Genomic DNA, 24,074 nt, shown 5'->3' on the forward strand with positions numbered 1-24,074 from the left:
GCTCCGGGGGCGGGGCGGCGTCGGCAGGGCGGCGGGGCGGCGACGCGGCGGGCGCCATCACGGTGGCCACGGTGCGTTCGAAGTCGGTGCTGGGGGGCGTCTGGGCCACGACGCGCGCGGGGGGGCGGGCGGGTGGGGCCGCCGGCTCACGCGGCGCGACGGGTGCGGCAGCCGGCGCGGCCGCCGATGGCGCAGACTCGGCCCGCTTGGGCGGGATGGGGGCCCGGTCGCGGCCCAGCACGCGCCGGATGCGATCCTGCAACTCGGGGTGGGTGTTGAGCACGCGCCACGCCTGCGGGTTGTGGAACAGCATGGTCGCCAGCGCGTCGGCCTGCGGGTGGCGCAGGCGCACGTCGGTGTACTCGTTCTGATACCAGATCTTGCGCAGCGTGTTGCCCAGGCCGCGCCGGTCGAGCGTCACGCGCACGGCGCTGGCGTCGGCCTGGTATTCGTGGCGGTCGCAGGCCACGGCCTGCAGGCACTTGGCCGCCACCCAGCCGGGCCAGCCCAGCGTGAGCAGCAGGCTGCCGGCCGCCCAGCGCAGCAGGTGCGGGCGGGTGCCGGTGCCGCGTGCCTGCATCAGGCTGCGGCCCCAGCCATAGACCCACGAGAAGCCCAGCACGCGGGGCAGCAGCACCATGTTGAGCCGCATGTCGTCGGTGGGCATGTGGCCGAACTCATGCGCCACCAGCGCCTGCAGCTCGGAGGCCGACAGCGCGTCGAGCGCGCCGCGCGTCACCGCCAGCGCGGCGTCGCGGGCCGACCAGCCGGCGATGAAAGCGTTGATCGAGTCTTCGCGCTCCAGCACGTAGACCTCGGGGCGCGGCTGGTTGAGGTACTGCGCCAGCCCTTGCGTGATCAGGACCAGGCGGCCTTCGATGGGGCCGGTCGGCTCGTCGATCAGCCGGCCGTGCGCCCACTGCGCCACCCAGGCGCCACCGTGGCGACGCAGCTGGCGGGTCGTCCACCCCACGCGCGCCAGGATGCCGGCCGCCACCAGCCCCGTCGCGGCGCCGATCAGCGGCCACGCCGCCTGCGGGTCATACGGGGGCAACAGCAGCGCGACGAGCGTGAGCGCCCCGGCCACCGCCACCAGCAGGGCGAGCAACAGCAGGGTGAAGTACCCGGAGACTTGTCGCAAGGCCTGCAGGGCTTTGTCCGGGTGGTGGGGATCGCTCATGAACTTCAAGCGGCGGCGGGTGGCAAAAAGGGGTCAGGACGGCACCCCGCCCGCGGCGGGTTCGGCGTGGTGACGCGGGGGATCGAGCAGCGGTGCGGCCCGGAAGCCCCATAGCATCGCGACGAGCCGGGTCGGAAACTGGCGCCGCGCGTCGTTGTACTGCCGCGCGGCGTCATTGAACTGTTGGCGGGCGCTGGCCAGCTTGCTCTGGTTGGTCAGCCACTCCTGCACCCAGCCTTGCACGGCTTCGTCGGCCTCATGGCGCAGTAGCAGGGGGTGCACGGCGTCGTCGAACAGGTGCTCGGCCAGCAGCAGGCTGTTGAGCGGCCCCGTTGCCACCGGCTTGGCCTGTACCAGCGCCAGCGCGGCTTCGGCCTGCTTGCCGGCGGCCAGGGCGCGGTCGAGGGCGTCGGCCTCGCCGGGGAGCGCCGTGCGCAGGGCGCTGGCCATGCGGCGGGCCCACTCGTGGCGTTGCAGCAGCTGCGCGGCCAGCACGGGCTGTGCGTCCACGATTGTTTGGCGCAAGCGCTGCAGGCGGTTGATGGCACCAACCGCCCAGAACGTCAGGATCGCCAGAAACAGCAACGTCACGAACTGCTGGGTGCTCATCGCTCGCCTCTCGTCCCGCGCGTGGATGGGACGGTTTCAAACTGTAAACCAAGCAGTATGACCGGTTTGCGGCATCCGGCCACTGGCTTGAGGGGGAGGGAGTCCCTAGGTCGAGGTGTATGTCTCGAATCCGGCGCGGCGCAGCGCGCAGGCGGGGCAGGTGCCGCAGCCGTGGCCCCAGGGGTGGCGCTGGCCGCGCTCGCCCAGGTAGCAGGTATGGGTGTGCTCAATGATCAACTCGTTGAGCGCGGTGCCGCCGAGCTGCTCGGTCAGCGCCCAGGTCTGGGCCTTGCTGAGCCACATCAGCGGGGTCTCGATGGTCATCGGCGTGGCCAGGCCCAGGCTCAGCGCGACTTGCTGGGCCTTGAGGGTGTTGTCGTGGCAGTCGGGGTAGCCCGAGAAGTCGGTCTCGCACATGCCGCCGACCAGCACCGAGGCGCCGCGCCGGTAGGCCACCGTGGCGGCAAAGGTCAGAAAGATCAGGTTGCGCCCTGGCACGAAGGTGTTGGGCAGCCCGTTGGCCTGCAGCTCGATGGCGCGGTCCTGCGTGAGGGCCGTGTCCGAAATCTGCCCGAGCAGCGACAGGTCGAGCAGGTGGTCGTCGCCCAGCTTGGGCGCCCACTGCGGAAACTGCGCCGCCAGCTCGCGCCGCACGGTTTGGCGGCAGTCGAGCTCAATGCGGTGGCGCTGGCCGTAGTCGAAGCCAATGGTCTCGACCCGGGCGTAGCGCTCCAGTGCCCAGGCCAGGCAGGCGGTGGAGTCCTGCCCGCCCGAGAACAGCACCAGCGCTGTTCGCGCGTCCGACATCAGACCCGCACCTCGCCCTGACCCAGCACCACGTACTTCAGCGAGGTGAGGCCTTCCAGCCCCACCGGCCCGCGGGCGTGGAACTTGTCGGTCGAGATGCCGATCTCGGCGCCCAGCCCGTACTCGAAGCCGTCGGCGAAGCGGGTGGACGCATTGATCATCACGCTGCTCGAGTCCACCTCGCGCAAGAAGCGCATGGCGTTCGGGTGGTTGGTGGTGAGGATGGCGTCGGTGTGGTGCGAGCCGTAGTGGTTGATGTGCGCGATGGCCTCGCTCACGCCGGCCACGACCTTGATCGAGATGATCGGGGCCAGGAATTCCTCGTACCAATCTTGCTCGGTGGCGTCGACCAGATTGGCGCCGGGCACCATGCTCAGGATCTTCTTGGCGGCGGCGTCTACGCGCATCTCGACGCCCTTGTCGGCGAAGACGCGGCCGATGCGCGCCAAGAAGGCCGGGGCGCTCTTTTCATGCACCAGAAGCGACTCGGTGGCGTTGCAGGGGCTGTACTTCTGCGTCTTGGCGTTGTCGGTCACCTTCACGGCCAGGTCGAGGTCGACCTCGGCATCGACGTAGGTGTGGCAGTTGCCGTCGAGGTGCTTGATCACCGGCACCTTGGCATCGTTGCTGATGCGCTCGATCAGGCCCTTGCCGCCGCGCGGAATGATCACGTCCACGAACTCGGGCATGGCGATCAGGCGGCCGACGGCGGCGCGGTCGGTGGTGGGCACCAACTGCACGGCGTCGCCCGGCAGCCCGGCCTCGAGCAGCGCGGCCTGCACCAGCTGCCACAGCGCCAGATTCGAGTGGATGGCCTCGGAGCCGCCGCGCAGGATGCAGGCGTTGCCGCTCTTGATGGCCAGCGACGCCGCTTCGATCGTCACGTTCGGGCGGCTCTCGTAGATCATGCCGAACACGCCCAGCGGCACGCGCATCTGGCCCACGCTGATGCCTGTCGGGCGGCGGCGCAGGTTGGTGATCTCGCCCACCGGGTCGGGCAGCGCGGCGACCTGCTCGGCGTTTTGCGCCATCTGCTCGACGATCTTGGCGGTGATGCGCAGGCGGTCGATCATCGGCGCGGCCAGGCCGGCTTCTTCGGCTGCGGCGATGTCCTTCAAATTGGCGGTTTGCAGCGCCTCGCCCTGCTCGCGGATCAGGCGGGCCAGCACCGTGAGGGCGGCATTTTTTTCAGCGGTGGACGCGGCAGCCATGACGGTGGCGGCCGTTCGCGCTTGTCGCCCCAACTGCTGCATCAGGGTATCGGCATCGTGAGCCGTCAACGGCGCGGAGGTGTTCATTGAGACGTTCATGGCTATGCATTGTCGCAAACCGGCCGGGGGGCTGTCTCGACCTGGCGGCGGGGCGGTGACGGGCTTGCGGGTTAACCCGCGCTTTGTGAGCTGTCCCGGGCGGGGTTGACGTTCATTGCTTCACGCGGTTCGGGGGTGGGGTAAAAAAAACTTTGCCGAGGAGTACCCCAAACGATCAGATTTCTGCAAAATAGCACGACCGTTCGTTTTAATTTGCGAGCCCCAGTGAGCGATCTGCACACCCCCGAGCGCGAAGACAGCCCTGCCAGCCCGACCGAGGAGTCGGGCCGCGGGCGTGGTCGCGCCGAGGTGGCTCATGCCGGCGGGCATGCGGGGCGCCACGACGCCCGCCACCTGCACAAGGGCCAGCAAACTCGTGCTGCCATCCTCGACGCCGCGTTGAGCCTGGCGTCGCAAATGGGCATCGAAGGCCTGTCGATCGGCGCGCTGGCTGAAGTGACCGGGATGAGTAAAAGCGGAGTATTCGCTCACTTCGGTTCTCGCGAAGAGTTGCAGATCTCGGTGATCCGCGAATACCACGCCAAGTTCGAAGAAGAGGTCTTCCGCCCGGGTATCCAGGCGCCGCGCGGGCTGCCGCGCTTGCGCGCGCTGTTCGAGGGCTGGGTGCGCCGGGTGGCGGCCGAGATCGATTCCGGTTGCATCTATATCAGTGGCGCGGTTGAATTCGATGATCGCCCGGGCCCGGTGCGCGACGCCCTGGCCGGCATGGTTCTGATGTGGCACGCGGCGCTCAGCCGGGCCATCCGTATTTCGGTCGAGTGCGGGCACCTGCTGCCCAACACCGACCCGATGCAAGTGTTGTTCGAGATTCACGGGCTCATCCTCTCGCTGCACCACGACGCGCGCTTCCTGCGCTCGCCGGGGTCGGTGGAGCGGGCCCGTACGGCCTTCGAGCGCGTGGTGGCCTACTACGCGTCGCCGGCCGTTCAAGCGGCAGTCGCCGCTGCAACGCCCGGGGCCGCGTCCCCATCCCACTAGTCTTTTTCTCTACCAACTCTTCCAAACAGGAGCACAACGATGCCCAGCTACAACCCGCCCCTGCGCGACCAGCAATTCGTCATTCACGAGCTGCTCGGCGCCGTTGATGAACTCAAGCAGATCCCGAAGTACGCGGATCTCGACGTTGACACCGTCAACGCCGTGCTGGAAGAGGGCGGCAAGTTCGCCTCGAAGGTCATCGCTCCGCTGAACCTGGTGGGTGACGTGCAAGGCTGCGTGCTCGACAAGACCACGCACGAAGTGAAGACGCCGGACGGCTTCAAGGACGCCTACAAGCAATACACCGAGAACGGCTGGTCCGGTCTGTCGGCCGACCCCGAGTACGGCGGCCAGGGCATGCCCCAGCTGGTCAACCAGGCCATCTACGAAATGATGAACTCGGCCAACCAGGCCTGGACCATGTACCCCGGCCTGAGCCACGGCGCTCACGCCTGCCTGGAAGTGCACGGCACGCCCGAGCAAAAGGCCACCTACCTGCCCAAGCTGACCTCGGGCGAGTGGACCGGCACGATGTGCCTGACCGAACCGCACTGCGGTACCGACCTGGGCCTGCTGCGCACCAAGGCCGAGCCGCAAGCCGACGGCACCTACAAGATCACCGGCGCCAAGATCTTCATCTCGGCCGGTGAACACGACATGGCCGAGAACATCGTCCACCTGGTGCTGGCTCGCCTGCCGGACGCGCCCGCCGGCTCGAAGGGCATCTCGCTGTTCGCCGTGCCCAAGTTCAACGTCAACGCTGACGGCTCGCTGGGTTCGCGCAACGGCATCTACTGTGGCGGCCTGGAGCACAAGATGGGCATCCACGGCAACGCGACCGCCCAGATGGTGCTGGAAGACGCCGTCGGCACGCTGGTGGGTCAACCCCACCGCGGTCTGCCCGCCATGTTCGTGATGATGAACGGCGCCCGTCTGGGCGTGGGCAACCAGTCGCTGGGTCTGACCCAAGTGGCTTACGAAAACGCCGTCAACTACGCCAAGGACCGCGTGCAGATGCGTGCCCTGTCGGGCACCAAGCGCCCTGATCTGGCGGCCGACCCGATCATCGTGCACCCCGACGTGCGCAAGATGCTGCTGATCGCCCGTGCCTACGCCGAAGGCGCTCGCGCCTTGGTGTACTACGTGGCCGTCGAGCTCGACAAGTCGCACAACCACCCCGACGAAGCCGTGCGCAAGGAGTCGGACGACATCGTCGCCCTGCTGACCCCGATCGTGAAGGCCTTCATCACCGACAACGCCTGGGAAGCCACCCGCCACTGCCAGCAAGTGTTCGGTGGTCACGGCTTCATCCACGAGTGGGGCATGGAGCAGTTCGTGCGCGACGCCCGCATCAACATGATCTATGAAGGCACGAACACCGTGCAGTCGCTCGATCTGCTGGGCCGCAAGGTGCTGGGCGACGGCGGCGCCAAGCTGACCAAGTTCGGCAAGGTCGTGGGCCGTTTCGTCAAGGACTGCGCCGACATCGAAGCCATGCAAGAGTTCACCAAGCCGCTGGCCGACCTGGGTCAGAAGGTGCAAGCCTTCACGATGGAAATCGGCATGAAGGGCATGCAGAATCCGGACGAAGTCGGCGCTGCCGCGGTCGATTACCTGCGCGTGGTCGGTCACCTGGTCTACAGCTACTTCTTCGCCCGCATGGCCAAGATCGCGCTCGAGAAGCAAGGCTCCGGCGACCCGTTCTACAAGGCCAAGCTGACGACCGCCCGCTTCTACTTCGCCAAGTTGCAGCCGGAAGTCGAAACGCTGATGATCACCGCCAAGGCGGGCCTGAAGCCGCTGATGGAAATGGACGAGGCCTTGTTCTAAGCTGCCGCGTTTGAACGTGAGGAGGGGTGGCCTGCATGGTGTTGCCCCTCCGGATCACCACCACCATGCCTTAGCAGTAGAAAGACGTGGATGAAGCTGAGTTTCTGGGCCGTTGTTCTGGGTGTGATGAGCGTGTGCGCCGCGGCGCAAGGCACGCCCGTCGGTTTGTGGAAGACCGTTGACGACCACACCGGGCGCGACAAATCGCAGATCCGCATCGTCGAGGATCACGGCGTCTTGTTCGGACGGGTCGAGAAGTTGCTGGACCCCGAGGTCAAGTCCGGCATCGTCTGCGATCTCTGCACCGACGACCGCAAGGACAAGCCCGTGCTGGGCATGACGGTGATCCGCAACGTCAAACACAGCGACAAGGACCCCGCCGTGTGGGAGGGAGGAGACATTCTCGACCCCAAGAACGGCAACGTTTACCGTGTACGCATGACTCCCGTCGAGTCAGGCAAGAAGTTGGAGGTGCGAGGCTTCATCGGGGCCCCCGTCTTCGGACGGACCCAGACGTGGATTCGCATCGAGTAAGAAACCGCGACTAACCAGCGAGCTCAGCATCTTTTTGCTCTCGCACATAACTGGAGAATTGAAGTGAGTCGATTCAATGTTCGCAAAGTCGCCGTGCTGGGCGCTGGCGTGATGGGGGCGCAGATCGCCGCCCATATGGTCAACTGCAAGGTGCCGGTCGTGCTGTTCGACCTGCCCGCCAAGGAGGGCCCGAAGAACGGCATCGTCACCAAGGCCGTCGAGAACCTCAAGAAGCTCAAGCCGTCGCCGCTGGGCGTCGCCGAAGAGGCCGCGCTGATCCAGCAAGCCAACTACGAAGAGCACCTCGAAGCCCTGCGCGGCTGCGACCTGATCATCGAGGCCATCGCCGAGCGCCTCGACTGGAAGGAAGACCTCTACAAGAAGATCGCCCCGTTCGTGAACGACACGGCCATCCTGGCCACCAACACGTCGGGTCTGTCGATCACCGCGATGGCCAACGTGTTGCCCGAGCAACTGCGCTCGCGCTTCCTGGGCATCCACTTCTTCAACCCGCCGCGCTACATGTCGCTGCTGGAGCTGATCCCCACCGAGTACACCAAGCCCGAAGTCGTCGATCAGCTCGAGACCTTCTCGACCTCGGTGGTCGGCAAGAACGCGCTGCGCGCCTACGACACCCCCAACTTCGTGGCCAACCGCGTGGGCGTGGCCGGCATGCTGCTGACCTTCCGCGAAGTCGAGAAGTCGGGCCTGGGCTACGACATCGTTGACGACCTGACCGGCAAGAAGATGGGCCGCGCCTCGTCGGCCACTTTCCGCACCGCCGACGTGGTCGGCCTCGACACGATGGCGCACGTCATCAAGACGCTGCAAAACGGTGCCAAGGACGACCCGTTCAATGGCGCGTTCGACACGCCCGCCGCGCTGACCAAGCTGCTCGAGCTGGGCAACTTCGGCCAGAAGACCAAGGCCGGCTTCTTCAAGAAGGTCGGCAAAGATATTCTGCAATTCAACGCCGCCACCGGCGAATACGGTGCCGCTGGCGGCAAGGCCGACAAGGAAGTCGTCGAGCTCCTCAAGAAACCCGCGGCCGAACGCCTGAAGGGGCTGCGTGAATCGACCAACCCGCAGGCCCAGTTCGTGTGGGGCATCCTGCGCAACGGCTTCCACTACGCCGCCGTGACGCTCGAATCGATCGCCGAATCGGCTCGCGACATCGACTTCGCCATGCGCTGGGGCTTCGGCTTCAAGCAAGGCCCCTTCGAGCTGTGGCAAGAAGCCGGCTGGAAGCAAGTCGCCCAGTGGATCAAGGAAGACATCGACGCCGGCAAGGCGCTGTCGAAGGCTCCGCTGCCCGCCTGGGTGTTCGACGGCCGTGATGGCGTGCACTCCGCAGCCGGCTCGTGGTCGCCCAAGGCTGGCAAGTACGTGCCGCTGCGCGACCTGCCGGTCTACAAGCGCCAGTTCTTCCGCGAAAACGTCTACGGCGCCGAGGCCGCAACCGGTGCCACCGCTGGCAAGACCCTGTTCGAGGACGCCGCGATCCGCCTGTGGACGCTGGACGACGAAGTGGTCATCGCCTCGATCAAGTCGAAGATGCACACCATCTCGGCCGAAGTCACCGCTGGCCTGAGCAAGGGTCTCGAAATCGCCGAAGCCGGCTACAAGGGCCTGGTGATCTGGTCGCAAGACGGCCCGTTCTCGGCTGGCGCCGACCTGCAGTCGATGATGCCGGCCTTCATGGCTGGTGGCGGCAAGGCCATCGCTCCGTTCGAGAAGCAACTGCAAGACTTCATGCTGAGCCTGCGCTACAGCAACGTCCCGACCGTCGCCGCGATCCACGGCCTGGCGCTGGGCGGTGGCTGTGAGCTGGCTGTGCACGCTGCCAAGCGCGTGGCGGCTCAAGAGAGCTACATCGGTCTGGTGGAAGTGGGCGTGGGTCTGATCCCGGGCGGCGGTGGCTTGGCTTACCAAGCTCGTCGCGCTGCCGAATTGCTCGAAACCTCGAAGGGCGTGTCGGGCTCGACCCCGGTCGACCTGATGGCTTATGTGAAGGAATACTTCCAAGCCTCGGCCATGGCCAAGGTGGGTACCTCGGCGATCGAGTCGCGCAAGTTCGGCTACCTGCTGGACAGCGACGTGATCGTGCCGAACAAGGACGAAGTGCTCTACGTCGCCATCGCACAGGCCAAGGCCATGTACGAGTCGGGCTACCGCGCTCCGGCCAAGAAGCTGTTCCCGGTGGCGGGCCGCAACGTCAAGGCCACGCTGCAATCGTCGCTCATCAACATGCGCGACGGCGGCTTCATCTCGGCCCACGACTACCACATCAGCTCGTGCATCGCCGATGTGCTGACCGGCGGTGACGTCGACTCTGGCACGCTGGTGAGCGAAGAGTATCTGCACGCCCTGGAGCGCAAGCACTTCTGCGCGCTGCTGGACAACCCCAAGACGCAAGAACGCATCATGGGCATGCTGTCGACCGGCAAGCCCGTCCGCAACTGATCGATCGGAGACGAAAACATGTCTAAGCAACTCCGCGACGTTTACGTCGTTGCCGCCACCCGCACCCCGATCGGCAAGTCTGGCCGCGGCGTGTTCAAGAACACCCGCCCGGACGATCTGCTGGTCGCCACCATCAAGAACGCCCTCAAGCAAGTCCCGACGCTGGACCCGGCTGCCATCGAAGACGCCATCGTGGGCTGCGCGATGCCCGAAGGCGAGCAAGGCATGAACGTGGCCAAGATCGCCACGCTGCTGTCGGGCCTGCCCAAGACCGTGGCCGGTGCCACCGTGAACCGCTTCTGCGCGGCCGGCATCACCGCCGTGTCGATGGCTGCTGACCGCATCCGCGTCGGCGAAGCTGAAGTCATGCTGGCTGGTGGCGTCGAGTCGATGTCCATGGTGCCCATGGGCGGTTCCAAGCCTTCGTTCAACCCCGCCGTGGTGAACCTCGACGAGAACGTCGGCATCGCCTACGGCATGGGCATGACCGCCGAGAAGGTGGCCGAGCAGTGGAAGGTGACCCGCGAAGAGCAGGACGCTTTCGCCACCGAATCGCACCGCCGCGCCATCGCCGCTCAACAAGCTGGCTTCTTTGACGCCGAGACCACGCCGATCGAAATCGAAGTGCGTACGCCCAACCTCGAAACCGGCGAAGTGACGGTCACCAAGAAGACCATCACCCGCGACGAAGGCGCCCGCCCCGAGACGTCGGTCGAAGGCCTGGCCAAGCTGCGCCCGGTGTTCGCTGCCAAGGGTTCGGTCACGGCCGGCAACTCGTCGCAGACGTCGGACGGCGCGGGCTGCCTGATCCTGGCTTCGAAGGAGGCTTGCGAGAAGTACGGCCTGAAGCCGCTGGCCAAGTTCGTGGCGTTCGCCGTCAAGGGTGTGCCGCCCGAGCTCATGGGCATCGGCCCGATCGAAGCCATCCCCAAGGCGCTGGAATACGCCGGCCTGAAGGCTTCGGACATGGACTGGGTTGAGCTCAACGAAGCGTTCGCTGCTCAGTCTCTGGCTGTGCTGAAGGACCTCGACAGCAAGGGCCACGTGCTGGACCGCGCCAAGGTCAACCCGATGGGCGGCGCGATCGCTCTGGGTCACCCCCTGGGCGCCACCGGTGCCATCCGCTCGGCCACCGTGGTGCACGGTCTGCGTCGCACGGGCGGCAAGTACGGCATGGTCACGATGTGCATCGGCACCGGCCAAGGCGCCGCCGGCATCTTCGAGCGCGTGGACAGCCTGTAATCGGCTGACTGCGTTCGTTGCACCCAAGAAGGCCCGCCGCCGCGCGGGCTTTCTTTTGCCTGCAGCGCAAGACGCGCGCGGCAACTTGCTGACATTGTTTTAGATCGCTGCACGAGGAGACACCCATGAGCGACATCCTGGCGCACCGCGAAGGCGGCGTCCTGACCCTCACGTTCAACCGGCTCGAAAAGAAGAACGCCATCACCGGGGCGATGTACACCAAGCTGGCCGACGAGCTGCAGGCCGCCACGGCCGACAACAGCGTGCGCGTGGTCGTGATCCAGGGGCATGCCGAAGCGTTCACCGCCGGCAACGACCTGATGGACTTCATGATGAACCCGCCCAAGCTGGGCGCGGGTGGCGAGCTGCCGCCGGTGTTCCGCTTCCTGAAGTACATCAGCGAGTTCCCGAAGCCCATCGTGGCGGCCGTCGCCGGGCCCGCAGTCGGCATCGGCACGACGCTGCTGTTCCATTGCGAGCTGATCTATGCCGGCGACAACGCCGCGTTCAGCATGCCCTTCGTGAATCTGGGGGTGTGTCCCGAGGCCGGTTCGAGCTGGTTCATGCCGGCACTGGTGGGCTACCACCGCGCGGCTGAGAAGCTGATGCTGGGTGAGCCGTTCTACGCCGAAGAGGCGGTCGAGATGGGCCTGGTGAACCGCATCGTGCCGCCGCACGAGGTGAATGCCTACGCCCAGGCGCAAGCCGCCAAGCTGGCAGCCAAGCCGATGGCGTCGCTGGTGGCGACCAAGATGCTGATGAAGAAGTCGCAGGCCCACGTGCCGGCGCTGATGGCCGATGAGGGCAAGATCTTCGGCGAGATGCTGGTGGGCCCGGCGGCGCACGAGGCCATGTCGGCCTTCATGCAAAAGCGCCTGCCGGACTTCTCGAAGTTCTGACGCTTATTGCTGCGCCGGCGCCGCATTGGCGGCGCTGGTGTCCACGCGGTAGTGGTTGCCTTCGACGATGACGTGGGCGCCCACGGCTGGTGCGGCCTTCTCGACGAAGCTGCGTTCGCTGCCATCGGCCATACGCACCTTGACGTGATAGACCGTGTAGGCCTTCATGTTCTTCTCGACGGCGTTGCCGGCAAAGCCGCCGCCCACGGCGCCCAGCACGGTCATCGCGGTCTTGCCGCTGCCCTTGCCCACCTGATGCCCGGCCAGGCCGCCCAGCACACCACCGGCCACGGCGCCGACGCCCGAGCCTTCGCCCTTGCGGCGCTCAGACTGAACCGATTCGACCACGCCGCATGTCTGGCACGCCGCGCTGGCGGCCGGGGCGGCCTTGCCGGCCGTCGTGGCGCCAGCCGACGGCGCTGCCTTGCTCAGCTCGGCATTGGGGTCGATGGGTTGCGAGTTGGAACGCACGGCCAGCGCCGAGCCCAGCCCGACGATGCCCAGCAACATCACCCCGCCCATGACCCAGATCTTGCGCGGCAGACCGCCCGGTTGTTTGACGGCGGCTGCGGCGGGCGCCGCGTCTTGCAGAGGCATGGGCGACGAGGGGTGGAGTTCTTCAAAGATCGGCGAATGATGCGCGTTGTTCATGGGTATCGGTACTTCCAGGACGCACTCGGCACGATGCCGAGCGTCAATATCGAGAGTGTGACGACCGGCCGCCGCCGGCGGTGTCACGATTTGTGTCGGCATGCTGACGACCGGGCGTGGCGCAGGCGAGCCGCTTGGCTCAGGCCAGCCGGCCGTGTCGATGGCCTCAGTGGGCCGGCTTCGGGATGGCGCGCGGGCGGCCTTCGAGGTCGATGGCGACGTAGGTGACGGTGGCCTCGGTGACCTTGACGATCTGCGGGTCTGCCGGGTTGCGCTCGGCGTAGACCGCCACGTGCACGGTGATCGAGGTGTTGCCGATGCGCTCGACCCGGGCGTAAAAAGACAGCAGATCGCCGATGGAAACGGCATTCTTGAACACAAACTCGTTCACCGCGATGGTTGCGACGCGGCCTTTGGCAATGCGCAGCGGCAGCACGCAGCCGGCCAGATCGACCTGCGCCATGATCCAGCCGCCAAAAATGTCGCCATTGCCGTTGGCGTCCTTGGGCATGGGCATCACCCGCATCACCAGCTCCATGTCGGTGGGCAGGCCGGCGGGGGTGTGGGGGTCGTTCAGGTTGGTCATGGTGTCCTCGATCGCAAGGCCTGCGCGCGGAGCGTGAAAAACTACCGCGGCGCGTGAGGCCGGTTCCTACAAGCTATGAAAAGGATTGTTTCAGATGCGTCGTGAGCATGGGGGCGTGGCGCCCATTGACCCTGCGGGTTCGTCTCGTTCCGACTGGGCCACGCTGCGGCGCTTCTTGCCGTATCTCTGGCCGTATCGGCTGCGTGTGAGCATTGCTTTAGGTTTCATGATCGCGGCCAAGGTGGCCAACGTGGGCGTGCCCTTGTTGCTCAAGACCTTGGTGGACCGCATGACCCCGGGCGGGGCGAGCCTGCAGACCTCGCTGCTGGTGGTGCCCGTCGGCCTGATCGTGGCCTACGGCGGCTTGCGGGTTTCGACCTCGCTGTTCACCGAGTTGCGCGAGTTGCTGTTTGCGCGCGCTACCGAGGGCGTGTCGCGCCGCATCTCGCTGCAGACGTTTCGCCACCTGCACGACCTGAGCCTGCGCTTTCACCTCGAACGCCAGACCGGCGGCATGACGCGCGACATCGAACGCGGCACACGCGCAGTCGGCTCGCTGATCTCGTACTCGCTCTACACCGTGCTGCCCACCGTGGTGGAGGTGGCCATCGTGCTCGGGCTGCTGGGCACGCGCTTCGATCTCGGCTTCGTGTGGATCACGCTGGCGGCGCTGGTGCTCTACATCGCGTTCACCGTGTCGTTCACGCAATGGCGCACGCGCTTTCGGCGCCAGATGAACGAGTTCGATTCGAAGGCCCACACGCGCGCCATCGACTCGCTGCTCAACTACGAAACGGTCAAGTACTTCAACAACGAAGACTTCGAAGCCAAGCGCTACGACGAGAGCCTGGAGCAACTGCGCCGCGCCGCCATCAAGTCGCAGAGCACGCTGTCGCTGCTCAACACCGGGCAGCAGCTCATCATCGCCACCGGCCTGGTGGCCATGCTGTGGCGGGCCACGGCGGGGGTGGCGGCGGGCCACATGACGCTGGGCGATCTGGTGATGGTCAACGCGCTGATGATCCAGCTCTACATTCCGCTGAATTTTCTGGGCGTGATCTACCGCGAGATCAAGCAGTCCATCGCCGACATCGACCGCATGTTCAACCTGCTCGACCGCGAGCGCGAGGTGCCCGATGCGCCCGACGCGTTGCCGCTGCAGGTGCGCGAGGGCGCGGTGCGCTTCGAGCACGTCAGCTTTGCGTACACGCCGGCGCGGCCCATCCTGCACGACGTGAGCTTCGAGATACCGGCTGGGCAGATGGTGGCCGTGGTGGGCCCATCGGGCGCGGGCAAGTCGACGCTCGCGCGGCTGCTCTATCGCTTTTATGACATCAACGCGGGCCGCATTGCCATCGACGGGCAGGACACGCGAGCCGTGACGCAGGGCAGCCTGCGCCAGGCCATCGGCATCGTGCCGCAAGACACCGTGCTCTTCAACGACACGGTGGCCTACAACATCGCCTATGGCCGTGTGGGCGCCACGCAAGAAGAGGTTGAGGCCGCCGCCCGCGCGGCGCGCATCCACGACTTCATCGTCAGCACGCCTGATGGCTATCAGACCATGGTGGGCGAGCGCGGCCTGAAGCTGTCGGGCGGCGAGAAGCAGCGCGTGGCGATCGCGCGCGCCTTGCTCAAGAACCCGCCGATCCTGGTGTTCGACGAGGCCACCTCGGCGCTCGACTCGGCCAACGAGCGCGCCATCCAGGCCCAGCTCACCGAGGTGGCGCAGGGCAAGACGGTGCTGGTGATCGCGCACCGCCTGTCCACCATCGTGCAGGCGCACGAGATTCTGGTGATGGAGGGCGGCCGCATCGCCGAGCGGGGCACGCACGCGGCCTTGCTCGCGGCCAACGGGCGCTACGCGCAGATGTGGCGCTTGCAGCAGGCGGGGGAGCACGGGTTGCGACACCTGTCGTAGGCCTACCCCGTTGCCTCCCTAACTTTCAGCGCGGGCTTCCCTAAGTCGAGGCGCGCCGATGCGTTGTGGCGCGCGGGGGCGGCTCCTACCCTTCGGTCTGCCATTCACCGGCACGTTGCCAGCGTTTGATGCGGGCGCATCCATCCTGGCGGCGCGTGCGCGTGGTGGCCTCGCAAGATCGACCGCCTTGCATCCTCGCGATGCGGTGTCTCGATTCTTAAATCAGACCTGGAGGACCGAAACATGAACCACCCCACCACCCTGCGGGCCTGGCTGGTCAAGCTTGCCTTGACGGCCGCCGCGCTGCTGACCTTTCACCCGGCGCATGCCTTGAGAGTCGACATGTACGCCATCGGCAACTGGAGCGCCGGCGATTGCGACACCAACGCCGCCGACAACCGCCCCGATTGGCCGGGCATGGCCCAGGCCTGGTGGAGCCAGATGGGCGCCCAGGGCCACAGCCTCACGGGCAAGTTCGTCGATGGCAACACCAGCTTGGCGCGCTTCTGCGACCCATCGGTCGATGCCTCGTGCACCGACTGGGCCTGGGTCGATTGGCCCGACGCCGCCATCACCGCCTTCCATGGCGGCAACGACGGCAATGCCTGGAGCGGCCTGATGCGCAAGGCCTGGAAGGGCTCGTGCAACACGCGCTTTGGCGGCACCAGCCCCAACATGAAGGTCGGCGACAGCAGCCTGAAGATCCTGCACGCGTCGAGCTGCCGCAGCGCCGAGGACACCTACCTGCCCAATCTGTGGCGCTCGATGGACAAGGGCAACGGCAAGCGGCTGCACCTCTTCACCGGCTTCCACGGCTGCATGTGGATCTCGTCGGGCTTCAACAACGACTACAAGCAGACGGCGATCGACGGGCAATGGGGCAGCGTGGCCAGCGCCTGGGTGCACAACCACCACAAGACCAACATCAACTGCGCGTGGTACGACCCGTTCAACGTCTTCGGCACCTGCACGCAGCAATGCCCGGTGGCGGTGACGATCGGCGCATCGTCCACCGAAGCGCTGACCCGTCTGTACTACGAAAGCTACGGCAACGCCGCGTACTGGAGCACGCCGAGCGGCCACGGCTGGTACGCCTGGATGGGCTACGTGGGCTGCACGCCGCAATGCGTGGATCACGCCTTCCACCCTTGATGTGACCACGGCCCGTCAACCGGGCGCATTGCATGCCGAACCAGATGCCGCCGCGTTCGAGCGGGCATCTCTACCAGGACAAGGACTTCATCATGAAAAAGTTTTCCACCCTCGCGCTGGCGGCCCTGCTGTCGGCTGGCTCCGCCCACGCGCAAACCGCGTCCAACCCGTCGCTGTCGCTCGACGAAATTCGTGCGATCGTCAAGCAGTCGCTGCCGCCGGTGATCGGCGGCAACAACGTCGAGCTGATCGGCCTGCTGCTCAAGGCGCAGGTCGACTTGGATCGGCCGTTCAGCAAGACCTTCGTGCCGAGCAAGGTCAGCACCGCAGTGTTCGGCCGGGTGCAGCCCACGCGTGACCCGTCTTGCGCGCAGCCGCTCACCGCGTCTGGCGATGCCGACCACGGCCTGTGCACGGCCATCAGCGGCGACCCCAACGGCACCGGCGCGCTCACCGTGTTCAGCTACGGCAAGAACCTGGGCGACGGCAGCGTGACCATCCTCAAGCGCCCGGCGCGCAAGGACATCACGCCCACCAGCCTGCCGGCCGTGCAACTGAGCGACGGCGCCGCCTACGAGGCGGCCATGAAGTTCGCCGTCGGCACGCTGGGCATGTCGTCGATGGAGTTGCCCAAGCTGTCCGCCGACCGCCTGCCCGTGGCCACGCTCACGCTGGGCCTGGGCAACCAGGACAAGCCCGCCGGCCAGGTCAACCTCATGAAGGTCGTGCACCTGCAACGCGCCGCCGTGCTGCCCACGCCGGTGCGCGACCCCAGCGGCGGCAATGCGGTGCTGGGCTACCTCGTCATGCCCGGCGAGGCCTCGTTCCTGTTCAACGACTCGGGCCTGCAAGGCGCGCGCGTGCAGAACTGGGTGTCGGCGCCCATCGACCCGGCGCTCGACCCCAAGCTGGCCAAGTCGGCCGACGACCTCATCAACGAGATCGCCGACGACCTGTTTGCCAAGGGCGGCCTGCACATCAACAAGCTGGCGTTCTCGTTTGCGCTCGCGCCCTCGGCCTACCCCAACCCCGACGACCCGAATTCGCCGCATTGCCCGGTCTGCCTGCGCCCCGTGCTGCGCATGGCGCTTTATGCCCAGGACGCCAAGGGCCCGGCCCAGGGTGACGTGGCTGCCCCGGGCTTCATGCAGGACTACCAGCTCGTCGATGGCCGCGAAGCCGAACCGGCCCGTCTGCAGAACTGACGCCCGCCCCGACCGCATATCAAACAGGAGAACCACATGACTCGAACGCAACTTCGCTCGGCCCTGGCTGTTGCCCTGGCCTTGTCGGCCTGGTCCGCTCACGCCGTGATGTCGGCCCCGGGCGTCGACGACGGCAATGGCAACTACTTCAACATCAGCTACGGCGCGGCGGGCGACGGCAGCGTCTTCCAACTGGAGTCGCTGCTCTACCCCGGTGATGGCCTGGATACCCAGCAGATCAAGACGCGCGTGTTTACGCTGCCCGACTTCAAGTTCGACGCCATCAGCGTTGGCCCCACAGGTTCGGGCACCGGCCTGCAGGAGTACGACTACCGCATCACCAACGTCGGTGCCGCGGCTCACAACGACCTGCGCTTGATGATCGTGTTGGGCGTCGATGGCAACCCGACCACGCTGAAGGAATCGGTGGCCGAGACGTGGGGGGCCGCCACGGCAACCGACCCGACGCGCCGCCAGACGCAGGACTGGGACGGCTCCACCAACGCGCTCGACCCCTGGATCCTCGGCAAGGGCGCCCCGGCTGTTGACGGCACCGCCGTGCCATCCACCTGCAAGGCGCCGTCGGTATGCGACACCTTCGTCGGCCTGCAGTGGGACGTGGCCACGCTCAACCCGGGCGACAGCTGGCTGGTGCGCGTGGGCTTGTCCGACAACGGACAGCACCTGTCGTCGCGCTACTTCACCATCACCGCCGACCCCACCGGGGGCGTGAGCAACGCGCTCACCTTCTCGGGTATCAGCACGGTCACGCCGGCCGTGCCCGAACCCTCGCAACTGGCCTTGCTGGCGGCGGGGCTCGGCGCGATGGGCGTGGCGGCGCGGCGCCGTCGCGGGGGTTGAGTCTCGCCAGGCCGACGGCATGAAGCTCGTGCCGTTGGTCTGGCGTGCGTGGCGCAGTCGGGCGGGGCAACCCGGGTGGGACAATCGCGGCATGAATGCCCCCACCTCGCTCACCCTGACCCGCCCCGACGACTGGCACCTGCACGTGCGCGACGGCGCCGCCATGGCGGCCGTCGTGCCGGCCACCGCGCGCCAGTTCGCCCGCGCCATCGTCATGCCCAACCTCAAGCCGCCGGTGACCACCGCCGCGCAGGCCGTGGCCTACCGCGACCGCATCCGCGCCGCCGTGCCGGCCGGGCTGAGCTTCGAGCCGCTGATGACGATCTACCTGACCGACAACACGCCGCCCGACGAGATCAAGCGCGCCAAAGACGCCGGCGTGGTCGCCGTCAAGCTCTACCCGGCCGGCGCCACCACCAACAGCGACGCGGGCGTCACCGACCTGCGCAAGACGTATGCGACGCTCGAAGCCATGCAGCGCGAGGGGCTCGTTTTCTGCGTGCACGGCGAGGTCACCGACTCCGACGTGGACGTGTTCGACCGCGAGCAGGCCTTCATCGACACCAAGATGATCCCGCTGCGCCGCGACTTCCCCGAGCTCAAGGTGGTGTTCGAGCACATCACCACCAAAGAGGCCGCGCAATACGTGAGCGAGGCCGGTCGATTCACCGCGTCCACCATCACGCCGCAGCACCTGCTCTACAACCGCAACGCCATCTTTCAAGGCGGCATCCGGCCGCACTACTACTGCCTGCCGATCCTGAAGCGCGAAGAGCACCGCGTGGCGCTGGTGCAAGCGGCCACCAGCGGCAGCGGCAAGTTCTTCCTGGGCACCGACAGCGCGCCGCACGCCGCGCACCTCAAGGAGCACGCTTGCGGTTGCGCCGGCTGCTACACGGCACCGGCCGCGCTGGAGCTCTATGCCGAGGCCTTCGAGGCCGCCGGCGCGCTCGACAAGCTCGAAGCCTTCGCCAGCTTCCACGGCCCGGACTTCTACAACCTGCCGCGCAACACCGAGCGCGTGACGCTGAAACGCGAACCCTGGACGGTGCCCGAGGCGCTGCCCTTCGGCGACGCGCAGATCAAGCCGCTGCGCGGCGGCGAGACTCTGAGCTGGAAGCTGCAGGCCGCCTGAGGCCGGGGCCGGTCAACCCGGCAAGAAGCCCTCGATCGACAGGTAGCGCTCGCCCGTGTCGTAGTTGAAGCCCAGCACCTTGGCGCCGGCCGGCAGCTCGGGCAGCTTCTGGGCGATGGCCGCCAGCGTGGCGCCCGACGAGATGCCCACCAGCATGCCCTCCTGGCTGGCGCTGCGACGGGCAAAGTCCTTGGCGGCCTCGCCATCGACCTGGATCGCGCCGTCGAGCAAGTCGGTGTGCAGGTTCTTCGGGATGAAGCCGGCGCCGAGTCCCTGGATGGGGTGCGGCCCCGGCTTGCCGCCCGAGATCACCGGCGACCCGGTGGGCTCGACGGCAAACACCTTCAGCTTCGGCCAGGCCTTCTTGAGCACCTGCGCGCAGCCGGTGAGGTGGCCGCCCGTGCCGACGCCGGTGATCAGCGCGTCGAGTCCCTCGGGGAAGTCGGCCAGGATCTCTTGCGCCGTGGTGCGGGCATGCACGTCGATGTTGGCGGGGTTCTCGAACTGCTGCGGAATCCACGAGTCGGGCGTCCGCGCGGCCAGCTCGGCGGCGCGCTCGATGGCGCCCTTCATGCCCTTGTCGCGCGGGGTGAGGTCGAAGCTCGCGCCGTAGGCCAGCATCAGGCGGCGGCGCTCGACGCTCATGCTCTCGGGCATCACCAGCACCAGCTTGTAGCCCTTGACGGCTGCCACCATGGCCAGGCCGACGCCGGTGTTGCCGGAGGTGGGCTCGATGATGGTGGCGCCGGGCTTGAGCGCGCCGCTCGCCTCGGCTGCTTCGATCATGGCCAGCGCGATGCGGTCCTTGATCGAGCCGCCCGGGTTGCTGCGCTCGGACTTGATCCAGACCTGGGCCTGGTCGCCGAACAGGCGGTTGATTCGCACGTGCGGCGTGCGGCCGATGGTGTCGAGGATGGTCTGGGCTTTCATGACGGACTCCAAATTCGATCTGCGTAGGATAAGCCGAGTGCTCGCGTCACAATGGCTGACTTGCCACGCGGGGGGCACCGGCCGATTTTGGCAACCGGACAGGTATTCGACATGTTTTTCAAATCGTTTTCCTTGCGGCGCTGGCCGACCCTGCTGCTCGCCGGGCTGCTGGGCCTCGTCGCACTGAGCCGCGCGGCCCACGCCACCGACTTCCTGCCCGCCGATGCCGCCTTCAAGCTGCAGCCGCGCGCCGAGCAGGGCCGCGTCGTGCTGGGCTTCGAGATCGCGCACGGCTACTACCTCTACCGCGAGCGCATCCACGTCGAGCCGCTCGATGCCAACGTCAAGCTGGGCTCGGTGGACTATCCAAAGGGGCAGATCAAGCACGACCCCAATTTCGATCAGGACATGGAGGTTTATCACGACCCCATCACCGTAGCGGCGCGCTTCGACGCGCAAACCGCTGCCGGGGCGACCGTGCTGAAGGTGGACTACCAGGGCTGTGCCGAAGCCGGCCTGTGCTACCCGCCGCAAACCGCCTACCTGCGCGTGAGCGTGGCGGCGGGCGGCCAGGCGCAAGGGGTGGACGCGATCAGCGCGGACGACGCGCAGCGCGGTGCGTCGTCGGCCGTGCCGGCGGCATCCGGCGCCGCCTCATCGGTCGCGTCCGTCGCGTCCGTCGAGTCTGCCGCGCCCGCCAACGAGAACTCGCGCATCCAGAACGCCTTGCAGTCGGGCAACCTGCTGACCATCGCCGGGGTGTTCCTCGTGGCCGGTCTGCTGCTGTCGTTCACTCCCTGCGTGCTGCCGATGCTGCCCATCCTGTCGTCGATCATCGTCGGGCAGAGCCAGCACGGCGAGGCGCCGCTGTCGCGCGGCAAGAGCTTCGCGCTGTCGCTGGCCTACTCGCTGGGCATGGCCCTGATCTACACCGCGCTCGGCGTGGCGGCGGGGCTGGCGGGCGAGGGCCTGGCTGCCTCGCTGCAAAACCCCTGGGTGCTGGGCACCTTCGGGCTGCTGCTGGTGGCGCTGTCGCTGTCGATGTTCGGCGCCTACAACCTGCAGATGCCGGGCTTCATCCAGACGCGCTTGAGCGAGCAGTCGAGCCGCTTGCGGGGCGGCACCTATGTGGGCGCCTTCCTGATGGGCGGCCTGTCGGCCCTGGTGGTGGGGCCCTGCGTGGCGGCGCCGCTGGCCGGCGCGCTGGTCTACATCAGCCAGACCAAGAACGTGGTGATCGGCGGCGTGGCGCTCTTCGCGCTGGCCTCGGGCATGAGCGTGCCGCTGCTGCTGATGGGGCTGTCGGCGGGCTCGCTGCTGCCGCGCGCCGGCATGTGGATGGAGTCGGTCAAGACCTTCTTCGGCATGCTGCTGCTCACCGTGGCGTGGTGGCTGGTGCAGCCGGTGCTGCCGGCGTCGGTGTCGCTGGGGCTGCTGGGGGTGCTGCTGGCGCTGGGTGCGGCCTTTCTGGGCGGCTTCGACACGCTGGGCGCCACGGCCAGCGTGGCGCACCGCGCCGCCAAGGGCCTGGGCCTGGTGCTGTTCATCGGCGCCATCGCGCAGATCGTCGGGGCGCTGACGGGCGCCGACAACCCGCTGCAGCCGCTGCGCCCGCTGGTGGCTCGCATGGCATCAGCGCAGGCCGCGCCGGGCGCCTCTGCCTTGCCTTTCCAGCGCATCACCACCCCGGCCGAGCTCGACGCCGCGCTGGCCGGCGCCGGCGGCAAGCCGGTGATGCTCGACTTCTACGCCGACTGGTGCGTCTCGTGCAAGGAGATGGAGCACAGCACCTTCAGCGACGAGCGCGTGCGCCAACGCCTGGCCGGTGCCGTGCTGGTGCAGGCCGACGTGACCGTGAGCAACGAGGCTACCAAGGCGCTGCTCAAGCGCTTCGGCCTGTTCGGCCCGCCGGGCATCTTGTTTTTCGACGGGCAGGGCCGCGAGAATGGCCAGGCGCGCGTCATCGGCTATCAGGCGCCCGAGGCTTTCTTGTCCGGCCTGGACGCGGCGGGGTGGTGACCGCTCCGACGCTCGCGTCGCGCGGGCGGCATGGCCCGCTACTTGCAGCGCGCAGGGGCATTGCCTTGTCGAACGAACCCTGTTTTGGCTCATGAACACCTTCATCCGCGCTGCCGAAGTCTGGTTGCCTTCGGCTGACCGCAGCCTGCTCGAATTCGGCGGCGGCGCCTATGCCGCCGTGCCCTATTTCGGGGCCGTGAGCCGATCCTTGTGCTTCGGGCGCGGCGAGGGCCTGCCTGGCCGCGCCTGGGGAGAAGGGCGCCCCATCGTGCTGCAGCGCTTCGACGACACCTACTTCCTGCGCATCGTGGCGGCGCACGAAGCGGGGCTCGCCTGCGCCGTCGCGGTGCCCACGTTCAAGAATGGCGAGTTGAGCGCCGTCCTGGTGCTGTTCTGCGGCGACCGCAACCAGCCGGCCGGCGCTGTCGAGCTGTGGCGCAACGACGCGCGCGTCGCGTCCGACCGGAACCTGGTCGACGGCTACTACGGCGCGTCGGCCGCCGCCGTGGCGGGCCTCGACCGCACGCTCGCCGTGCCCTGCGGCAGCCTGGACGGCGCCAGCTATGTGCTGACGCTGCGGTCGTCGTCGGCCTTGCCGGTGGCCATGCGGATCGAAAGCTGGGTGCCAGCGGCGGATGGCGTGTCCGTGCTGCGCGACCACGGGCATTGCGAGGTGGTCGGCGCCCTGCCGCCCCAGATGCTGCCGCTCCACCACGCCGGCGCCGTGGGCGTGGCCTTCGCCGAGCAACGCCCGGTGATCCGCACCACCCTGAGCAACGAGCCCGCCACCCTGGCACGCTCGGCCGGCGATGCGCAACTGAGCGCGCTGGTGGCCCTGCCGGTGCCGTGCAACGGCGGGGTCGGTGAAGTGATGGTGCTGTACAGCTAGGCGATCAAGCGTCGAAGGGGCCGACGGCCGCCGCGTCGATCTCGATCACGCCCTCGACGACTCGCGTGGGGTACTCGCGCAGCGCGCAGCCGGTGGGGCTGAGGCCCTCGCCGGTGCAGCCGTCGAACACCCACTCGTGCGCCGGGCACGTGAGGATCTCGCCGTTGAAGTAGCCGTCTTTCAGCGGCAGGTCCTGATGCGGGCAGGTGCCCTGAAACGCCTTGGGTTGGCCGCCCGTGGGCCACAGCACGATCACCTCGACGCCGTTCACCTCGAAAGGCGTCATCTCGCCTTCGACGATCTGGCGCTGCTTGCACAGGGCTTGAAATTGAGCAGGTTTGGTCACGCTAAAACTCCGTTCGGCGCGCATTGTGAAGGGTTAGCGCCGACCCTGCAGCGATAATGCCCACCGTGAAGTCAGCCAGACCGCCGCTGGTGCAAGGCTCGAAAGGGCGCACTGGAGGAAGGTCCGGACTGCATAGGGCGACGTAGCAGCTAACGGCTGTCCACCGCGAGGTGAGGATCAGAGCAACAGAGACGAGTTCGTGCCCCTTGGCGACGCGCAAGCGTCGTCAAAGGCCTTTCGAAAGAAGGGCTGGGGCACGAGGTGAAACGGGCAATCTCTACGCGCAGCAACACCAAATAGGCACACATTGATCTGGCCCGGAGAGTGTGCGGGTAGGTGGCATCGAGCCGCTCTGGCGACAGGCGGCCCAGAAGAATGGCGGTCACGCTCCGGTCGGCGCAAGTCGGCAGGGGTGCACAGAATCCGGCCTATCGGCTGACTTCACACTTTCTCAAGTTTCGGCCCGCGGCGGTCGAAAAGGGTCGTGATGGCGCCCGGCCAGATGC

Annotated in this window: 21 protein-coding genes and 1 other RNA gene; 14 read left to right on the forward strand and 8 right to left on the reverse strand. The window is 67.2% G+C overall.

Translation table 11 applies throughout. The features are described 5' to 3' along the window. The 4 genes from ACE3SS_RS04040 to ACE3SS_RS04055 form a co-directional block, all read right to left on the reverse strand. Positions 1-1,180: M48 family metalloprotease (locus ACE3SS_RS04040; protein WP_374591607.1), on the reverse strand; the 1,180-nt coding region annotated here is incomplete at its 3' end. Positions 1,181-1,213: 33 nt separating this feature from the next. Continuing rightward, a complete protein-coding gene (locus ACE3SS_RS04045; RefSeq protein WP_374591609.1) occupies positions 1,214-1,789 on the reverse strand; it encodes a LemA family protein in 576 nt (191 codons plus the stop codon). A 105-nt stretch (positions 1,790-1,894) separates the two neighbouring features. Further along, positions 1,895-2,596 carry a 7-cyano-7-deazaguanine synthase QueC gene (gene queC / locus ACE3SS_RS04050; protein WP_374591611.1) on the reverse strand — a complete coding sequence of 234 codons (702 nt, stop codon included), beginning with the start codon at positions 2,594-2,596 and terminating at the stop codon, positions 1,895-1,897. Next, complete coding sequence (locus ACE3SS_RS04055) at positions 2,596-3,894, reverse strand: glutamate-5-semialdehyde dehydrogenase (RefSeq protein WP_374591613.1); 1,299 nt, start codon at positions 3,892-3,894, stop codon at positions 2,596-2,598. Before ACE3SS_RS04055 ends, queC begins: the two co-directional genes overlap by 1 nt. 321 nt (positions 3,895-4,215) lie before the next feature. On the opposite strand from ACE3SS_RS04055, the gene ACE3SS_RS04060 reads away from it, so the two are divergent. From ACE3SS_RS04060 to ACE3SS_RS04085, 6 genes are all read left to right on the forward strand, one after another. Next, on the forward strand, positions 4,216-4,905 hold the full coding sequence (locus tag ACE3SS_RS04060) for a TetR/AcrR family transcriptional regulator (RefSeq protein ID WP_374591700.1): 690 nt from the start codon (positions 4,216-4,218) through the stop codon (positions 4,903-4,905). A 39-nt stretch (positions 4,906-4,944) separates the two neighbouring features. Then, positions 4,945-6,735 carry an acyl-CoA dehydrogenase C-terminal domain-containing protein gene (locus tag ACE3SS_RS04065; RefSeq protein WP_374591615.1) on the forward strand — a complete coding sequence of 597 codons (1,791 nt, stop codon included), beginning with the start codon at positions 4,945-4,947 and terminating at the stop codon, positions 6,733-6,735. Positions 6,736-6,825: 90 nt separating this feature from the next. Then, a complete protein-coding gene (locus ACE3SS_RS04070; protein ID WP_374591617.1) occupies positions 6,826-7,269 on the forward strand; it encodes a DUF2147 domain-containing protein in 444 nt (147 codons plus the stop codon). Positions 7,270-7,332: 63 nt separating this feature from the next. After that, positions 7,333-9,732: a 3-hydroxyacyl-CoA dehydrogenase/enoyl-CoA hydratase family protein gene (locus ACE3SS_RS04075; RefSeq protein ID WP_374591619.1), complete on the forward strand. Its 2,400-nt coding sequence runs from the start codon at positions 7,333-7,335 to the stop codon at positions 9,730-9,732. A gap of 18 nt (positions 9,733-9,750) precedes the next feature. Beyond that, positions 9,751-10,974, forward strand: a complete 1,224-nt coding sequence (locus tag ACE3SS_RS04080) for an acetyl-CoA C-acyltransferase (RefSeq protein WP_374591621.1) — start codon at positions 9,751-9,753, stop codon at positions 10,972-10,974. A gap of 125 nt (positions 10,975-11,099) precedes the next feature. Next, positions 11,100-11,873 (forward strand): enoyl-CoA hydratase, encoded by a 774-nt coding sequence (locus ACE3SS_RS04085; protein ID WP_374591623.1) that lies wholly within the window; start codon positions 11,100-11,102, stop codon positions 11,871-11,873. Positions 11,874-11,876: 3 nt separating this feature from the next. On the opposite strand, the gene ACE3SS_RS04090 is transcribed toward ACE3SS_RS04085, so the two are convergent. Both ACE3SS_RS04090 and ACE3SS_RS04095 read right to left on the reverse strand, forming a co-directional pair. Then, entirely contained in the window at positions 11,877-12,524 is a 648-nt protein-coding gene (locus ACE3SS_RS04090; protein WP_374591625.1) for a glycine zipper 2TM domain-containing protein, read from the reverse strand. Between the two features lie 166 nt (positions 12,525-12,690). Next, positions 12,691-13,110: an acyl-CoA thioesterase gene (locus ACE3SS_RS04095; protein ID WP_374591627.1), complete on the reverse strand. Its 420-nt coding sequence runs from the start codon at positions 13,108-13,110 to the stop codon at positions 12,691-12,693. Between the two features lie 94 nt (positions 13,111-13,204). Between ACE3SS_RS04095 and ACE3SS_RS04100 the strand changes: the two genes are divergently transcribed. The 5 genes from ACE3SS_RS04100 (at position 13,205) to pyrC (ending at position 19,384) form a co-directional block, all read left to right on the forward strand. Further along, on the forward strand, positions 13,205-15,031 hold the full coding sequence (locus ACE3SS_RS04100; RefSeq protein WP_374591629.1) for an ABC transporter ATP-binding protein/permease: 1,827 nt from the start codon (positions 13,205-13,207) through the stop codon (positions 15,029-15,031). Positions 15,032-15,274: 243 nt separating this feature from the next. Beyond that, a complete protein-coding gene (locus tag ACE3SS_RS04105; protein WP_374591631.1) occupies positions 15,275-16,183 on the forward strand; it encodes a hypothetical protein in 909 nt (302 codons plus the stop codon). A gap of 92 nt (positions 16,184-16,275) precedes the next feature. Next, positions 16,276-17,388 (forward strand): hypothetical protein, encoded by a 1,113-nt coding sequence (locus tag ACE3SS_RS04110; RefSeq protein WP_374591633.1) that lies wholly within the window; start codon positions 16,276-16,278, stop codon positions 17,386-17,388. Positions 17,389-17,424: 36 nt separating this feature from the next. After that, positions 17,425-18,249 carry a PEP-CTERM sorting domain-containing protein gene (locus ACE3SS_RS04115; protein WP_374591635.1) on the forward strand — a complete coding sequence of 275 codons (825 nt, stop codon included), beginning with the start codon at positions 17,425-17,427 and terminating at the stop codon, positions 18,247-18,249. Between the two features lie 91 nt (positions 18,250-18,340). Beyond that, entirely contained in the window at positions 18,341-19,384 is a 1,044-nt protein-coding gene (gene pyrC / locus ACE3SS_RS04120) for a dihydroorotase (RefSeq protein WP_374591637.1), read from the forward strand. Between the two features lie 12 nt (positions 19,385-19,396). Here the strand turns inward: pyrC and cysK are convergent, their stop codons facing one another. Next, on the reverse strand, positions 19,397-20,314 hold the full coding sequence (gene cysK / locus ACE3SS_RS04125) for a cysteine synthase A (RefSeq protein WP_374591639.1): 918 nt from the start codon (positions 20,312-20,314) through the stop codon (positions 19,397-19,399). A gap of 111 nt (positions 20,315-20,425) precedes the next feature. On the opposite strand from cysK, the gene dsbD reads away from it, so the two are divergent. Together dsbD and ACE3SS_RS04135 are read left to right on the forward strand one after the other, a co-directional pair. Then, a complete protein-coding gene (gene dsbD, locus ACE3SS_RS04130; protein WP_374591641.1) occupies positions 20,426-22,333 on the forward strand; it encodes a protein-disulfide reductase DsbD in 1,908 nt (635 codons plus the stop codon). A gap of 91 nt (positions 22,334-22,424) precedes the next feature. After that, positions 22,425-23,222 (forward strand): GAF domain-containing protein, encoded by a 798-nt coding sequence (locus tag ACE3SS_RS04135; RefSeq protein WP_374591643.1) that lies wholly within the window; start codon positions 22,425-22,427, stop codon positions 23,220-23,222. 4 nt (positions 23,223-23,226) lie between these two features. Here ACE3SS_RS04135 and ACE3SS_RS04140 read toward each other — a convergent pair whose 3' ends face one another. Further along, positions 23,227-23,568, reverse strand: coding sequence for a Rieske 2Fe-2S domain-containing protein (locus ACE3SS_RS04140; RefSeq protein ID WP_374591645.1), 342 nt, complete (start codon positions 23,566-23,568; stop codon positions 23,227-23,229). Positions 23,569-23,635: 67 nt separating this feature from the next. On the opposite strand from ACE3SS_RS04140, the gene rnpB reads away from it, so the two are divergent. Beyond that, an RNA gene (gene rnpB, locus ACE3SS_RS04145) (RNase P RNA component class A) lies at positions 23,636-24,015 on the forward strand. Positions 24,016-24,074: the final 59 nt, after the last annotated feature.

The organism is Aquabacterium sp. (assembly GCF_041915145.1).
Taxonomy (GTDB): domain Bacteria; phylum Pseudomonadota; class Gammaproteobacteria; order Burkholderiales; family Burkholderiaceae_C; genus Aquabacterium.

What these genes read in the sequence shown, in the direction of transcription:
- cysK (WP_374591639.1), bottom strand. Translation starts at nt 20,314, where the DNA reads ATGAAAGCCCAGACCATCCTCGACACCATCGGCCGCACGCCGCACGTG.
- ACE3SS_RS04095 (WP_374591627.1), bottom strand. Translation starts at nt 13,110, where the DNA reads ATGACCAACCTGAACGACCCCCACACCCCCGCCGGCCTGCCCACCGAC.
- ACE3SS_RS04045 (WP_374591609.1), bottom strand. Translation starts at nt 1,789, where the DNA reads ATGAGCACCCAGCAGTTCGTGACGTTGCTGTTTCTGGCGATCCTGACG.
- dsbD (WP_374591641.1), top strand. Translation starts at nt 20,426, where the DNA reads ATGTTTTTCAAATCGTTTTCCTTGCGGCGCTGGCCGACCCTGCTGCTC.
- ACE3SS_RS04085 (WP_374591623.1), top strand. Translation starts at nt 11,100, where the DNA reads ATGAGCGACATCCTGGCGCACCGCGAAGGCGGCGTCCTGACCCTCACG.
- ACE3SS_RS04055 (WP_374591613.1), bottom strand. Translation starts at nt 3,894, where the DNA reads ATGAACACCTCCGCGCCGTTGACGGCTCACGATGCCGATACCCTGATG.
- ACE3SS_RS04080 (WP_374591621.1), top strand. Translation starts at nt 9,751, where the DNA reads ATGTCTAAGCAACTCCGCGACGTTTACGTCGTTGCCGCCACCCGCACC.
- ACE3SS_RS04135 (WP_374591643.1), top strand. Translation starts at nt 22,425, where the DNA reads ATGAACACCTTCATCCGCGCTGCCGAAGTCTGGTTGCCTTCGGCTGAC.
- ACE3SS_RS04115 (WP_374591635.1), top strand. Translation starts at nt 17,425, where the DNA reads ATGACTCGAACGCAACTTCGCTCGGCCCTGGCTGTTGCCCTGGCCTTG.
- queC (WP_374591611.1), bottom strand. Translation starts at nt 2,596, where the DNA reads ATGTCGGACGCGCGAACAGCGCTGGTGCTGTTCTCGGGCGGGCAGGAC.
- ACE3SS_RS04110 (WP_374591633.1), top strand. Translation starts at nt 16,276, where the DNA reads ATGAAAAAGTTTTCCACCCTCGCGCTGGCGGCCCTGCTGTCGGCTGGC.
- ACE3SS_RS04090 (WP_374591625.1), bottom strand. Translation starts at nt 12,524, where the DNA reads ATGAACAACGCGCATCATTCGCCGATCTTTGAAGAACTCCACCCCTCG.
- pyrC (WP_374591637.1), top strand. Translation starts at nt 18,341, where the DNA reads ATGAATGCCCCCACCTCGCTCACCCTGACCCGCCCCGACGACTGGCAC.
- ACE3SS_RS04065 (WP_374591615.1), top strand. Translation starts at nt 4,945, where the DNA reads ATGCCCAGCTACAACCCGCCCCTGCGCGACCAGCAATTCGTCATTCAC.
- ACE3SS_RS04105 (WP_374591631.1), top strand. Translation starts at nt 15,275, where the DNA reads ATGAACCACCCCACCACCCTGCGGGCCTGGCTGGTCAAGCTTGCCTTG.
- ACE3SS_RS04100 (WP_374591629.1), top strand. Translation starts at nt 13,205, where the DNA reads ATGCGTCGTGAGCATGGGGGCGTGGCGCCCATTGACCCTGCGGGTTCG.
- ACE3SS_RS04070 (WP_374591617.1), top strand. Translation starts at nt 6,826, where the DNA reads ATGAAGCTGAGTTTCTGGGCCGTTGTTCTGGGTGTGATGAGCGTGTGC.